The organism is Paracoccus bogoriensis (genome assembly GCF_019431455.1).
Taxonomy (GTDB): Bacteria; Pseudomonadota; Alphaproteobacteria; order Rhodobacterales; family Rhodobacteraceae; genus Paracoccus; species Paracoccus bogoriensis.
In genome coordinates this window covers 84,831-98,661 of sequence record NZ_JAHYSR010000005.1, presented here as the reverse complement: position 1 = coordinate 98,661, position 13,831 = coordinate 84,831, and the positions used below count along the sequence as shown (strand labels likewise).

The following is a 13,831-nucleotide window of genomic DNA, read 5'->3' as shown; positions in this document are numbered from 1 at the left end:
CTCCGGCGGCCCCGCTTGCATGGGTGCAATCATGACCAGCATCGACGCATCCCATGACATCACCCGCGGCGACACCGCGCGGCGCCTCTACCGGGCAGCCTGGCGCTGGCACTTCTATGCCGGGCTTTTCGTGATCCCCTTCTTTCTGGTGCTGGCCGTCACCGGGCTGATGATGCTGTGGATCGCCCATATCGACGGGCGCGACGGCGAACGTATCCCGGTCGAGCCGCAGTCCAGCCCTGCAAGCCTGACCCTTCAGGCCGCGGTCGCCCTGACCGCCGTGCCAGGCGGCGAGCCGCGCCTCTACATCGCCCCGCGCGCGCCGGATCAGGCGGCGCTGTTCCGCATCGACGGCCCGGACGGCCCGGTCATGGTCGCCGTCGATCCCTTCAAGGCACAGGTGATCGACAGTTTCCCCCGCCGCAGCGGCTGGTATGACTGGGCAGACAGCATCCACAGCGACCTGCGCCTGGGGGTGGTCGGCGACCGGATGCTGGAGGTCTCGGCCTCGCTCGGGATCATGCTGCTGGTCTCGGGGCTGTTTCTCTGGTGGCCGCGGGGGACAAGCCTGCGCGCGGCGCTGGTGCCGGACCTGCGCGCCAGGGGCCGCGCCCTCTGGCGGTCGCTTCACATGAGCATCGGCGTCTGGATCTCGGTCGGGCTGCTGTTCTTTCTGGTGTCCGGCCTCAGCTGGGCGGGCATCTGGGGCGGGCAGATGATGCAGGCCTGGTCCACCTTTCCGGCGGCGAAATGGGATGAGGTGCCCCTGTCCGACGTGACCCATGCCAGCCTGAATGATGGCCCGAAAGAGGTGCCCTGGGCGCTGGAGCAGACGCTCATGCCCGCCTCCGGCGGTCCGGTCGGGCAGGCGGGCATACCGGCAGGCGAGCCGGTGACGATCGACAGCGTCGATGCGCTGGCCCGCTCGATCGGTTTCGAGGGCCGCTATCAGCTGGCCTTGCCGCGCGGCGAGACCGGCGTCTGGACGATCAGTCGCGACAGCATGAGCACCGACAGTCTTGACCCGACCAGCGACCGGACGGTGCATGTGGACCGCTACAGCGGCCGCATCCTTGCCGATGTGCGGTTCGAGGATTACTCGCTGGCGGGCAAGGCGATGGCCGTGGGGATCGCGCTGCATATGGGAACGCTTGGCCTCTGGAGCGTGCTGGCCAACACGGTCTTTTGCCTGGCGGTCATTTTTCTCTGCCTGTCGGGGGCGGTGCTCTGGTGGAAGCGCAGACCGTCGGGTGCGTGGCGGCTGTCGGCGCCACCCATGCCGCGCGAAATGCCCTTCTGGAAAGGCGCGGTCGTGGCAGGCCTGGTGATCGGCGTGGCCTTTCCTTTGGCGGGCCTGACCTTTGCGGCGGTGCTGCTGGTCGATTGGCTGATCCTGTCCCGCCTGCCTGCTCTCAGGCGCGTTCTGACCTGAACGCGGGCGCATGATCGGGGCTGCGGGGGCCGCCAGGCCCCCGGGCGCCGCCTTCCCCCTCGATGGGGGAAGGCGGCGCCGCCGCGCCCCCGGCAAGGTCCGCCGGGATCACTCCTGGAACAGGGGGCGCAATTCGCGTGCCGCGTAATCGGCAAACATGCGGATCTTGGGATCCTGCAAGCGACGATGCGGCGTCAGACAGCCGAATTGCGCGGGCAGCGGCCGGTTCTGCGGCAGCACCTCGACCAGACGGCCCGCAGCGAGATCCCCGGCCACTTCATAAAGCGGGCGGTTGGCGATGCCATGCCCGCCAAGCGCCCAATCGCGCAGCACATCGCCGTCATCCGTGTCGAACCGCCCTTGCAGGCTCAGCTTGCGGGGGCCGCCCTCGGTCTGGAGAACCCAGAAATATTCCGGGCTGCGTGGATAGCGCAGCAGCAGGCAGTTATGCCCCGCCAGATCGTCCGGTCCTTCGGGCATCCCCGCGCGCGCCAGGTAATCCGGCGCGGCGACCAGCACGCGCGGGCAATCCGCGATCTTGCGCCATTTCAAGGCGGAATCGGCAGGTTCGCCCAGAAAGAAGGCCAAGTCGATCGCATCCTCGACGATGTTGACGTTGCGATCCGACAATCGCAGCCGGATCTCGACGCCGGGATTGTCGGCGCAGAAGATCGGGATCAACGGCGCGATCAGCCGCCGCCCCAGACCCAGGGGTGCGGTCAGCCGGATCACCCCCTGCGGCTTGCCCGAAAAGCTGCTGACCAGCGCCTCGGCCTCGTCCAGCGTGTCGATGACGCGCCGCGCATGGTCGTAGAAGGCGCGCCCGATCTCGGTCGGGGTCAGCTTGCGGGTGGTGCGGTTCAGCAGCCGCAGCCCGAAGCGATTTTCAAGATCCTTGATGCGATTCGAGGCAACTGCCGGGGAAAGCCGCAGATCCCTGCCTCCGGCGGTGATCGAGCCCAGTTCGACCACCCGCACAAAGACGCGCAGGCTTTCCAGATAGGACATGAGATTGGCCCGCTTTCAACGTTTCGTGTAAAGTCTTCTATGCCACGAGCGATTTCCCACCCGCAAGTTCGGGCCTAGCATCGCGTCACCCGAGGAAAGACCCAGATGACCCAGCTGCGTTTTCTGCTCAATGATACCGAGGTGGCCCTGACCGAGGTCGCAGCGTCTGACACGCTGCTGGACCATTTGCGGCTGACGCGGCGGCTGACCGGCACCAAGGAGGGCTGCGCCGAGGGCGATTGCGGTGCCTGCACGGTCCTTTCGGGGCGGCTGACGCCGGATGGATTGGTCTACGAGCCGATCAATGCCTGTATCCGGCTGATGGCATCCTGTCACGCGACCCATATCGTGACGATCGAGCACCTGCGCGGCCCGGATGGCGGGCTGCACCCGATCCAGGCCGCGATGGTCGCGCATCACGGCAGCCAATGCGGCTTCTGCACGCCGGGCATCGTCATGGCGCTTTATGGGTTGTGGATGACAGACCCGAAGGCGGGCGAAGCCGAGATCGAGACTGCGCTGCAGGGCAATATCTGCCGCTGCACGGGCTATGCGCCGATCATCCGCGCGGCCCAGGCCGCAGGCGCGGCCGGAGGGCAGGCCCAGGACGCGCTGGCGCGCGAACGCGAGGCGGTGGCCGCGCGCCTGGCCGGGATGCGGGGCGCGCGCGTATCGCTTGCGCGCGGCGCAGACCGGGCGCTGATCCCCACCGACACGGACGATCTGGCTGCGGCACTTCTGAAGGAACCGGACTCAACGCTGGTCGCGGGCGCGACCGATGTGGGCCTGTGGGTCACGAAATTCATGCGCGACATCAGCCCCGCCATCTTCATCGGCCATCTGATGAAAGACATTACCGTCGAGGGTGACCTGATCCGCCTCGGCGCGGGCGTCACCTATTCCGAGGCTGCGCCGGTGATCGCCCGCCACATCCCGCAGGCGGCGGAATACTGGCAGCGCATCGGCGGCTGGCAGGTCCGGAATGTGGGCACCATCGGCGCGAACATCGCCAACGGCTCGCCCATCGGGGACACGCCGCCCCTGCTGATCGCGCTGGATGCGCGGATCGTGCTGCGCCGGGGCGCGGACCGCCGCGAGATGCCGCTGGAGGATTTCTTCATCGACTATGGCAAGCAGGACCGCCAGCCCGGCGAATTCGTCGAGGAGATCGTGATCCCCATCCACCGTGCGGCCCGCACCGCCGCCTACAAGGTCAGCAAGCGCCGCGACAGCGACATCACCGCGGTCGCGGCGGGCATCCGCGTCGATGTGGCGGAGGGCATCATCACCGATGCGCGGCTGGCCTTTGGCGGCATGGCAGGCATTCCCAAACGCGCCCGCGCGGCCGAGGCCGCGCTGCGCGGCCAGCCCTTCGCCGAGGCTGCTTTCGATGCTGCCGCCCGCGCCATCGCGGGTGACTTTCAGCCGATGACCGACATGCGCGCCAGCGCCGAATACCGCGCCACGGTCGCGCGGAACCTGATCCGCCGCTTCTGGCTGGAGCAATCCGAACCTGGCCTGCCCGTGCGGCTGCGCCTGACCGAAAGAGCCTGAGCCATGAAGGACGACGCCGCCCCCATCGCCGGCCAGGCCCATCAGGACACCATCCACGACAGCGCCATCAAGCATGTCACGGGCCGTGCGGACTATACCGACGATCTGGTAGAGCCGACCGGCACGATCCACGCCTATCTGGGCCTGTCCACCTGCGCGCATGGGCGCATCACGGGGATGGATTTCACCGACACGCTGGCCCAGCCCGGCGTGCTGGGTGTGCTGACCGCCGATGACCTGCCTGGCGTCAACGATGTGTCGCCCAATGGCATGAATGATGACCCGATCCTGGCCGATGGGGTGGTGCATTTCTGGGGGCAGCCGGTCTTTGCCGTCATCGCGGAAACCCGCGACCAGGCGCGGCGCGCGGCGCATAAGGCGCGGATCGACTATGACGCGCTGCCCCATGTTCTGGACCCGATCGCGGCGCGGGATGCGGGGATGGGCTATGTGACCGATCCGCTGACCCTGCGTCGCGGCGATGCGGCGGTGGCCATGGCCGATGCGCCGCGCCGGATCACCGGGCGCTTTGCCGTGGGCGGGCAGGATCACTTCTATCTGGAGGGGCAGATCGCCCTGGCCATTCCGGGCGAGGATGACGAGGTCGCGCTGCATGTCTCGACCCAGCACCCGTCCGAGGTGCAGCACATGGTCGCCCATGTCCTGGGCGTGCCCAGCAGCGCGGTCGTGGTGAATGTGCGCCGCATGGGCGGGGGCTTCGGCGGCAAGGAGACGCAGATGAACCTCTTTGCCTGCGTGGCCGCCGTGGCGGCCAAGCGCTGGCACCGCGCGGTCAAGATCCGCCCCGACCGCGACGACGACATGACCGCCACCGGCAAGCGGCATGACTTCGTGATCGACTATGCCGTGGGCTTCGACGACGAAGGCCGCATCCGGGCGGTGGAGGGCGATCTCTATGCCCGCTGCGGGTTTTCGGCGGATCTCAGCGGCCCCGTCACGGACCGGGCGCTGTTTCACGCCGACAACGCCTATTTCTATCCCGATGTGCGGCTGTCCTCGCATCCGATGCGCACGAACACGGTCAGCAACACGGCCTTTCGGGGCTTCGGCGGGCCGCAGGGCGCGATCATGGCCGAACGGATGGTCGAAGAGATCGCCTATGCCCTGGGCCTCGACCCGTTGGAGGTGCGCAAGCGCAACCTCTATCAGAATGGCCAGCTGACCCCCTATCACCAGGAGGTGCAGGACCAGATCCTGCCGCGCCTGATCGCGGAGCTGGAGCAGAGCAGCTACTATCAGGCCCGCAGGCAGGCGGTGCTGGACTGGAACGCGCGCGGCGGCGTGATCCGCAAGGGCATCGCCCTGACGCCGGTGAAGTTCGGCATCAGCTTCACCGCAACCTGGTTCAATCAGGCGGGCGCGCTTATCCACATCTATTCTGACGGCTCGATCCACCTGAACCATGGCGGGACCGAGATGGGGCAGGGCCTGAACACCAAGGTCGCCCAGATCGTGGCCGAGGCGTTCCAATGCGACATCAGCCGTATCAGGATCACGAAGACGACGACCGAGAAAGTGCCGAACACCTCGGCCACGGCGGCGTCGTCCGGGACCGACCTGAACGGCATGGCGGCGCTGGACGCGGCCAATCAGATCAAGGCGCGTCTGACGGCTTTCGTCGCGGAAAACTGGAAGGTCGCCGAGGATCAGGTGGCCTTCGTTCCGGGCCATGTGCGGGCGGGCGACCAGATGATCGTCTTCGATCAGGTGATCCGGGCGGCCTATATGGCGCGCATCCATTTGTCGGCGGCGGGCTTCTACAAGACGCCCAAGATCCATTGGGACCGGACCACGGGGCAGGGGCGGCCGTTCTATTACTTTGCCTATGGCGCGGCGGTGTCCGAGGTCTCGGTGGACACGCTGACCGGCGAATATGTCATCGACCGCGCCGACATCCTGCATGACGTGGGCCGCAGCCTGAACCCTGCGCTGGACCGGGGCCAGGTCGAGGGCGCCTTCGTGCAGGGCGCCGGCTGGCTGACCACCGAGGAACTGTGGTGGGACGACAAGGGCCGGCTGCGGACCCATGCGCCCTCGACCTACAAGGTGCCGCTGGCCTCGGACCGGCCGCGCATCTTCAACGTCGCGCTGGCCGACTGGTCCGAAGCGACCGAGCGGACCATCAAACGCTCGAAGGCCGTCGGAGAGCCGCCCTTCGTCCTGGGCATCAGTGTCTTCGAGGCGATCAACATGGCCGTGGCCTCGGTCGCGGATTACCGCGAACCCGCCCGCCTGGACGCCCCCGCCACGCCCGAACGCGTGCTGATGGCGGTAGAGCGGCTGCGCGGATGATCCGCGTCCGGGTCATATCCGCGCGCGGGTCCACCCCGCGCGAGGCGGGGGCCGAGATGATCGTGACCTCCCACGCCACGCAGGGCACCATCGGCGGCGGCCAGCTGGAATACATGGCCATCGACCGCGCCCGCCAGATGCTGGCGCGCGGCGAACAGATGGCCCGCATGGAGATCTCCCTCGGCCCCGAGATCGGACAATGCTGCGGCGGCCGCGTGGTCCTGTCCCTCGACCGCCAGGCGGCGAGCCCGCCGGATCATCCCGACGTGCTGATCTTCGGCGCGGGCCATGTCGGGCGCGCGCTCTCGGCGCTCCTCCAGCATCTGCCGGTCAACGCGCTGCTGATCGACAGCCGCGCCGAGGAGCTGGCTCGCGCCGTCGGCCCCACACTGCTGACACCGCTACCCGAGGTGCAAATCCGCGCCGCCCGCCCCGGCACGGCCGTCATCATCCTGACCCATGACCACGCGCTGGACTTCCTGCTGGCCGCCGAGGCGCTGGCCCGTCCCGACCTCACCTATATCGGCATGATCGGCAGCGCCACGAAACGCGCGCAATTCACCCGCTTCGCCCGCGACCGCGGCCTCGACCCCGCGCCCCTGACCTGCCCGATCGGCGCCGGCTTCTCGCGCGACAAGCGCCCCGCGATCATCGCCACCTTCACCGCCGCCGAATTGATGGCGCGCCTCACCTCTTCTCCGTTGAACAAATACCCATGCAACAATTGATCCGGGGCCGCGTCCTCGACTTCTTCGCCGACCCGTCCGAAACCGACCTCAGCCACCGCTACCATGAAGATGGCGCGATCCTGGTTCAGGATGGCCGCATCCTCGCGGTCGGGGATCACACCGATCTGGCCCGCGACGGCCTGTCCCAGATCGACCACCGCCCGCATCTGATCCTGCCGGGCTTCATCGATCCGCATATCCATTTCCCCCAGCTTCAGGTCATCGCCAGCTGGGGCGCCCAGCTTCTGGACTGGCTGAACACCTACACCTTTCCGGCCGAGGCCGAATTCGGCGACCCCTCCCATGCCGCCCGCATGGCGGACCTCTTCCTCGGCCAGCTGCTGGCACATGGCACAACGACCGCCGTCGCCTTCTGCTCCAGCCACAGGACCAGCGCCGAGGCGCTCTTTGCCGCTGCCCATGCCCGTGACATGGCCATGATCGCGGGCAAGGTGATGATGGACCGCAACGCCATTCCCGCGATCCATGACACGGCGCAATCCGCCTATGACGACAGCAAGGCGCTGATCGAGACCTGGCACGGCCAAGGCCGACAGCGCTACGCGATCACGCCGCGCTTTGCCATCACCTCGACGCCCGAACAACTGGCCGCGGCGGGCGCGCTGGCCGCCGAGCATCCCGATTGTCATGTCCAGACACATCTTTCCGAAAACCGCGACGAGATCGCCTATACGCTAAGCCTCCATCCTCAGGCGCGCGATTACCTCGACATCTACGAGACGCACGGCCTTCTGGGCCGGAAAACCCTGCTGGGCCATTCGATCCATCTGGAAACGCGAGAGATCGCGCGCATGGCCGAGACAGGCAGCCGCGCCGTCTTCTGCCCGACCTCGAACCTGTTTCTGGGCTCGGGCCTCTTCGACGAACGGAGGTTGCGGGCGGCGGGGATCGTCAGCGGGATCGCGACCGATATCGGCGGCGGCACCAGCTGGTCGATGTTGCAGACCCTTAACGAGGGCTACAAGGTTCTGCAGATGCGCGGCCAGAAACTGCATCCGCTGGCGGCCTTCCACTGGGCGACGCGCGGCAATGCGCTGGCTCTCGGACTCGAGGCCGAGATCGGCACCCTTGCGCCGGGCAGTGCCGCCGATCTGGTCGTTCTGGACCCGCGCGCGACACCTGCCATGGCGTTGCGCGCCGAACGCGCGGCCACCCTGGCCGAGGAATTGTTCATCCTGCAGATCATGGGCGACGACCGTGCGGTGGTGCAGACCTATGTTGCCGGTCGGCCGATGAAAACCGCGTGAATGCTGCAAATCTGCAGCCAGGGCGGCACGCGGCAAAGCCTGCGGCTTGACGCTGGTCGCCGTTCGTCATTTGACTGGCCGCGGCAGAGGGTGCTTTCTGCGACGGGACGAACAGGGGCGCTGCGCGCCAAGGGGATTGATATGGCTCAGATTACTCCGGTCTTGATGGCGGGCGGGTCAGGCACGCGCCTGTGGCCTGTTTCGCGCAAGGCCTTTCCCAAGCAGTTCGCGCAGCTTGTCGGCGACGAGACCTTGTTTCAGGCGTCGGCCCGGCGGCTCTGCGGCGAGGATTTCGCCGCGCCCATGGTGATGACCAATTCCGATTTCCGTTTCATCGTGGCCGAACAGCTTGAACAGGCCGGGATCGAGCCGAGCAGCATCGTGATCGAGCCTGCGGGCCGCAATACCGCTCCGGCAATCCTGGCCGCTGCGCTGATGGTGGCGGCCAGAACCCCCTCGGGGCTGGTGCTGGTTGCACCCTCGGATCACGTGATCCCCGATGCGGCCACCTTCCGGGCCGCGGTGATGCAGGGCGCAGCTGCGGCGCGCGAGGGGCGGATCGTGACCTTCGGCATCACACCCGACCGCCCTGAAACCGGTTACGGCTATCTGGAACTGGCCTCGGATGGCGACGGCCCGCAGCCCCTGGCGCGCTTCGTCGAAAAGCCCGATGCCGCGCGCGCGGCAGCGATGCTGCAAGAGGGGAGGTTCCTGTGGAATGCGGGGATTTTCCTCTTTCGCGCCGACGTGATGATCGAGGCCTTCCGCAGCCATGCACCGTCCTATCTTGAGCCGGTCCAGACGGCGGTGGATGGCGCCACGCATGATCTGGGCTTCCTGCGCCTGGCACGAGGCCCCTGGGAGCAGGTCGAGGACAATTCCATCGACTATGCCGTGATGGAAAAGGCCGACAATCTCAGCGTAGTGCGCTATTCGGGCCGCTGGTCGGATCTGGGGGGCTGGGATGCCGTCTGGCGCGAGGGTCTCTTGGGCAACCCTTCGGAAAACGGCGTTCTGGCCGGGCACAACGCGACCGCCATCGACTGCGAGAACGTGCTGCTGCGCTCGGACAGCGAAGATGTCGAAATCGTAGGCATCGGGCTGCGCGACGTGATGGTGGTGGCGACCTCGGATGCGGTCCTGGTGGCCGACAAGGGCCGCGCGCAGGATGTGCGCCAAGCGGTCGATGTGCTCAAGGCGCGGGGCGTCAGGCAGGCTACCGCCTTTCCGCGCGACCATCGCCCCTGGGGCTGGTTCGAGACTTTGGCCCTGGCCGACCGTTTCCAGGTCAAGCGAATCGTCGTGAAACCGGGTGCGGCGCTGTCGCTGCAAAGCCATGTGCACCGGTCCGAACACTGGATCGTGGTGTCGGGCACGGCACGGGTCACGGTGGACGAGACGGTGACGCTGGTGACCGAGAATCAGTCGATCTATGTGCCGCTTGGCGCCATCCATCGCATGGAGAACCCCGGCAAGGTGCCGATGGTCCTGATCGAGGTGCAGACCGGCGCCTATCTGGGTGAGGATGACATCATCCGCTACGAAGATGTCTATTCGCGCAGCAGCACCGATTGAACAGGCGCCAGGGGCGGGGGGCTTTTGCCCCTCGGCCTCCAACCGCTTCCGGCGCGCGGACGATGATCCGGCCGCGCAGCCGGTTGTCAGGCCGCCGCATCGGCCGTGCGTCGAGCCGGGTCGTAATTGAGGATTGGCGCCAGCCAGCGTTCGGCCTCTTCAAGCGTCCAGCCCTTGCGGGCGGCATAGTCGCGGGCCTGGTCCTCCTCGATCCTGGCGACGCCGAAATAATAGCTGTCGGGATGGGCGATATAGAGGCCCGAGACCGATGAGCCGGGCCACATCGCCATGCTTTCCGTCAGCGTCACGCCGGTCGCCTGTTCGGCATCCAGCAGCCGGAACAGCGTCCGCTTTTCGGTATGGTCGGGCTGGGCCGGATAGCCCGGCGCGGGACGGATGCCCTTGTAGGGTTCGGCGATCAGCTCCTCGGGGGTGAAGGCCTCGTCCGCAGCGTAGCCCCAGAATTCTCGCCTGACGCGTTCGTGCAGCATCTCGGCCATGGCCTCGGCGATGCGGTCGGCCAGGGCCTTGACCATGATCGCCCCGTAATCGTCATTCGCGCGCTCGTAGCGGGCGGCGATCTCGGCCTCTTCGGGGCCGGCGGTGACGACGAAGCCGCCGACGTGGTCGGGGATGCCCTCGGGCGCCACGAAATCCGACAGGGCCACATTCGGGCGGCCATTGCGCTTGGTCACCTGCTGGCGCAGCGTGTGTAGCGTGGCCAGGGGTGTCCTGCGCTGGGCATCGGTCCACAAGCGGATATCGTCGCCTTCGGCATTGGCGGGCCAGAAACCCAGCACGGCGCGGGGGCGGAACCATTTGCCCGCGATGAGGCGCGACAGCATCTCCTGCGCCTCGGCGAAAAGCTGCCGGGCGGCGGGGCCCTGCGCCTCGTCTTCGAGGATGCGGGGATAAACGCCTTTCAGTTCCCAGGTCTGGAAAAAGGGCGTCCAGTCGATATACTGGGCAATCCGAGCCAGATCCCAGTCCTCGATCACGCGGGCTCCCGTGAACGAAGGCGCAACCGGCTTGTAGGACGCCCAGTCCAGGCAGAGGGCATTGGCGCGGGCCGCGGCCAGAGGCAGGCGGCTTTTCGCGGCCTCGGATCGTTCATGGCGTTCGGCCACCTCGGCATATTCCGCGCGGATCCCCGCGACGTAATCGGCCCGCTGCGTCGGCGACATCAGCGCCGAGGCGACACCGACCGCGCGGCTGGCATCGGTCACATAGACCACCTGCCCGCGCGTGTAGCGGGGCGCGATCTTGACCGCGGTGTGAATCTTGGAGGTGGTCGCGCCGCCGATCAGCAGCGGGATGTCGAAACCCTCGCGCTCCATCTCCGAGGCCAGATGCACCATTTCGTCCAGCGAGGGCGTGATGAGGCCCGAAAGGCCGATGATGTCCACATTTTCCTCGCGCGCGACCTGCAGGATCTTCTGGGGGGGGACCATCACGCCAAGGTCGATCACCTCGAAATTGTTGCAGGCCAGCACGACGCCCACGATGTTCTTGCCGATGTCGTGAACGTCGCCCTTGACCGTGGCCATCAGAACCTTGCCGGCGGATTCGCGGCCCTCGCCACCCGAAAGGCGCTTTTCCTCCTCCATATAGGGCAGCAGGACTGCGACGGCCTGTTTCATCACGCGGGCGGATTTCACCACCTGCGGCAGGAACATCTTGCCCGCGCCGAAGAGGTCGCCGACGACGTTCATGCCAGCCATCAGCGGCCCTTCGATGACGTGCAGCGGGCGTTCGGACTGTCGCCGGGCCTCCTCGGTATCGGCCTCGATATATTCGGTGATACCGTTGACCAAGGCATGTTCCAGGCGCTTCTCGATCGGCCATTCGCGCCAGGACAGATCCTTTTCGCGTCTGGCGCCGCCACCGTCCCCGCGGAAGCGCTCGGCAATCTCCAGCAGGCGTTCGGTCGCGCTACCGCCCGTGCGAGGCTTGCGGTTCAGGATGACATCCTCGCAGGCTTCGCGCAGTTCGGGGTCGATCTGGTCATAGACCGCCAATTGGCCCGCATTGACGATGCCCATATCCATCCCCGCCTGAATGGCGTGGTAGAGAAACACCGCGTGCATGGCCTCGCGCACGGGTTCGTTGCCGCGAAAGCTGAAGCTGAGATTCGAGACGCCCCCCGAGACATGGGCATGAGGCAGGTTCTGGCGGATCCAGCGTGTCGCCTCGATGAAATCGACGCCGTAATTGTCGTGCTCCTCGATCCCGGTCGCTACGGCAAAGATGTTGGGGTCGAAGATGATATCCTCGGGCGGAAAGCCGACCTCGGTGACCAGGATGTTGTAGGCACGCTGGCAGATCTCGATCTTGCGGGCGGCAGTGTCGGCCTGGCCCTGTTCGTCGAAGGCCATGACCACGACGGCGGCGCCATAGGCCAGGCACAGCCGCGCCTGATGGCGGAATTGCTCTTCGCCCTCCTTCAGGCTGATGGAGTTGACCACCGGCTTGCCCTGAACGCATTGCAGGCCCGCCTCGATCACCTCCCACCTGGAGCTGTCGATCATGATCGGCACGCGCGCGATGTCTGGTTCGGCCGCGACGAGATTCAGGAACTCGACCATGGCCGCGCGGCTGTCGATCAACCCCTCATCCATGTTGATGTCGATGATCTGGGCGCCGTTCTCGACCTGCTCGCGGGCAACTTCCAGCGCGGCGGCGTAGTCGCGTTCCTTGATCAGCTTGCGGAAACGCGCGCTGCCGGTGACGTTCGTGCGCTCGCCCACATTCACGAAGGGAATGTCGGGGGTCAGCGTGAAGGGTTCCAGACCCGAAAGACGCAAAAGACGCTCAGGCATAGGCGGGCACCTTCCTGGGGGTGAAGCCCGCAACGGCTTCGGCTATGGCGCGGATATGGTCGGGCGTGGTGCCGCAGCAGCCGCCCACGACGTTGACAAGACCTTCGCGAGCGAATTCGGCGACCTGCCGGGCGGTGTCCTGCGGGCCCTCGTCATACTGGCCGAAGGCATTGGGCAGGCCGGCATTCGGATAGGCGCAGATCAGCGTCTCGGCGACGCCCGAAAGCTCGGCCAGATGCGGGCGCATCGCCTCGGCGCCAAGCGCGCAATTCAGGCCGATTGTCCAGGGCCGGGCATGGCGCACCGAATACCAGAAGGCCGTGGGCGTCTGCCCCGACAGGGTGCGCCCCGAAGCATCCGTGATCGTTCCCGAGATCATCAGCGGCAAGGCAAGGCCGTGTTCCTCCATCGCCTGATTGCAGGCGAAGATCGCGGCCTTGGCGTTCAGCGTGTCAAAAATCGTCTCGATCAGCAGGATGTCGGCGCCGCCCGCGATCAGGCCGCGCGCCTGTTGCAGATAGGCCACGCGCAATTCCTCGAAACTGGTCGCGCGAAAACCGGGATTGTTCACGTCGGGGCTGATCGAGGCCGTGCGGTTCGTCGGCCCGATGGCACCCGCAACGAAGCGGGGGCGCCCGTCCCGGGCTGTTGCGCGGTCCAGCGCGCGGCGCGCAATGCGGGCACCTTCGACGTTCAGGTCGGTCACAGCCTCTTGCAGACCGTAATCCGCCTGCGCGATGGTGGTCGCCGAAAAGGTGTTCGTCTCGACGATATCGGCGCCCGCGATGGCGTAGCGGTAATGGATATCCTCGACCGCCTCGGGCTGGGTCAGAATCAGCAGGTCGTTATTGCCCTTCTGCGGGTGATCTGTGTGGTGGGGGCAGGGATGGCCCGAGGCATGGCCGGTATAATCCTCTTCGGTCAGGCCGAGGTTCTGGATCTGCGTTCCCATCGCCCCGTCGAGGATCAGGATACGGTCGCGCGCGATGTCGTTCAGCGCCTTCAGGACGGGGGATACGGGCAGGGACATGGACGAACCTCGTGTTTGAAGTCCGTGATATAGCGATCCGCGAACCTGCCCGCAAATTCATAATTTTGCAGAAGATCATGAGTTGTCTGCAAGATGTCTTGAAG

9 protein-coding genes are annotated in these 13,831 nt (G+C 66.6%); 6 read left to right on the top strand and 3 right to left on the bottom strand.

The features are described 5' to 3' along the window. The first annotated feature begins 31 nt into the window (after window positions 1–31). Window positions 32–1,432: a PepSY-associated TM helix domain-containing protein gene (locus KY389_RS03950; protein ID WP_219829506.1), complete on the top strand. Its 1,401-nt coding sequence runs from the start codon at window positions 32–34 to the stop codon at window positions 1,430–1,432. 108 nt (window positions 1,433–1,540) lie between these two features. Here KY389_RS03950 and KY389_RS03945 read toward each other — a convergent pair whose 3' ends face one another. Then, window positions 1,541–2,440 carry a LysR family transcriptional regulator gene (locus KY389_RS03945; RefSeq protein WP_219829505.1) on the bottom strand — a complete coding sequence of 300 codons (900 nt, stop codon included), beginning with the start codon at window positions 2,438–2,440 and terminating at the stop codon, window positions 1,541–1,543. A gap of 105 nt (window positions 2,441–2,545) precedes the next feature. On the opposite strand from KY389_RS03945, the gene xdhA reads away from it, so the two are divergent. The 5 genes from xdhA (at window position 2,546) to KY389_RS03920 (ending at window position 9,878) form a co-directional block, all read left to right on the top strand. Continuing rightward, window positions 2,546–3,994 carry a xanthine dehydrogenase small subunit gene (gene xdhA / locus KY389_RS03940; protein ID WP_219829504.1) on the top strand — a complete coding sequence of 483 codons (1,449 nt, stop codon included), beginning with the start codon at window positions 2,546–2,548 and terminating at the stop codon, window positions 3,992–3,994. 3 nt (window positions 3,995–3,997) lie between these two features. Further along, window positions 3,998–6,307, top strand: coding sequence for a xanthine dehydrogenase molybdopterin binding subunit (gene xdhB, locus KY389_RS03935; protein WP_219829503.1), 2,310 nt, complete (start codon window positions 3,998–4,000; stop codon window positions 6,305–6,307). After that, the gene (gene xdhC, locus KY389_RS03930; RefSeq protein WP_219829502.1) at window positions 6,304–7,035 is read left to right on the top strand and encodes a xanthine dehydrogenase accessory protein XdhC; all 732 of its coding nucleotides are present in this window, start codon (window positions 6,304–6,306) and stop codon (window positions 7,033–7,035) included. Before xdhB ends, xdhC begins: the two co-directional genes overlap by 4 nt. Next, window positions 7,023–8,303, top strand: a complete 1,281-nt coding sequence (gene guaD, locus KY389_RS03925; protein WP_219829501.1) for a guanine deaminase — start codon at window positions 7,023–7,025, stop codon at window positions 8,301–8,303. The genes xdhC and guaD overlap by 13 nt, the downstream gene beginning before the upstream one ends. Before the next feature lie 141 nt (window positions 8,304–8,444). Continuing rightward, window positions 8,445–9,878 (top strand): mannose-1-phosphate guanylyltransferase/mannose-6-phosphate isomerase, encoded by a 1,434-nt coding sequence (locus tag KY389_RS03920; protein WP_219829500.1) that lies wholly within the window; start codon window positions 8,445–8,447, stop codon window positions 9,876–9,878. Between the two features lie 86 nt (window positions 9,879–9,964). Here KY389_RS03920 and metH read toward each other — a convergent pair whose 3' ends face one another. Continuing rightward, a complete protein-coding gene (gene metH, locus KY389_RS03915; protein ID WP_219829499.1) occupies window positions 9,965–12,697 on the bottom strand; it encodes a methionine synthase in 2,733 nt (910 codons plus the stop codon). Then, window positions 12,690–13,727 carry a homocysteine S-methyltransferase family protein gene (locus KY389_RS03910; RefSeq protein ID WP_219829498.1) on the bottom strand — a complete coding sequence of 346 codons (1,038 nt, stop codon included), beginning with the start codon at window positions 13,725–13,727 and terminating at the stop codon, window positions 12,690–12,692. Before KY389_RS03910 ends, metH begins: the two co-directional genes overlap by 8 nt. Between the last annotated feature and the right edge of the window lie 104 nt (window positions 13,728–13,831).

Excerpts from the sequence above, each read along its gene's own strand:
- guaD (WP_219829501.1), top strand. The coding sequence starts at position 7,023 with ATGCAACAATTGATCCGGGGCCGCGTCCTCGACTTCTTCGCCGACCCG.
- xdhB (WP_219829503.1), top strand. The coding sequence starts at position 3,998 with ATGAAGGACGACGCCGCCCCCATCGCCGGCCAGGCCCATCAGGACACC.
- KY389_RS03950 (WP_219829506.1), top strand. The coding sequence starts at position 32 with ATGACCAGCATCGACGCATCCCATGACATCACCCGCGGCGACACCGCG.
- metH (WP_219829499.1), bottom strand. The coding sequence starts at position 12,697 with ATGCCTGAGCGTCTTTTGCGTCTTTCGGGTCTGGAACCCTTCACGCTG.
- KY389_RS03910 (WP_219829498.1), bottom strand. The coding sequence starts at position 13,727 with ATGTCCCTGCCCGTATCCCCCGTCCTGAAGGCGCTGAACGACATCGCG.
- xdhA (WP_219829504.1), top strand. The coding sequence starts at position 2,546 with ATGACCCAGCTGCGTTTTCTGCTCAATGATACCGAGGTGGCCCTGACC.
- xdhC (WP_219829502.1), top strand. The coding sequence starts at position 6,304 with ATGATCCGCGTCCGGGTCATATCCGCGCGCGGGTCCACCCCGCGCGAG.
- KY389_RS03945 (WP_219829505.1), bottom strand. The coding sequence starts at position 2,440 with ATGTCCTATCTGGAAAGCCTGCGCGTCTTTGTGCGGGTGGTCGAACTG.
- KY389_RS03920 (WP_219829500.1), top strand. The coding sequence starts at position 8,445 with ATGGCTCAGATTACTCCGGTCTTGATGGCGGGCGGGTCAGGCACGCGC.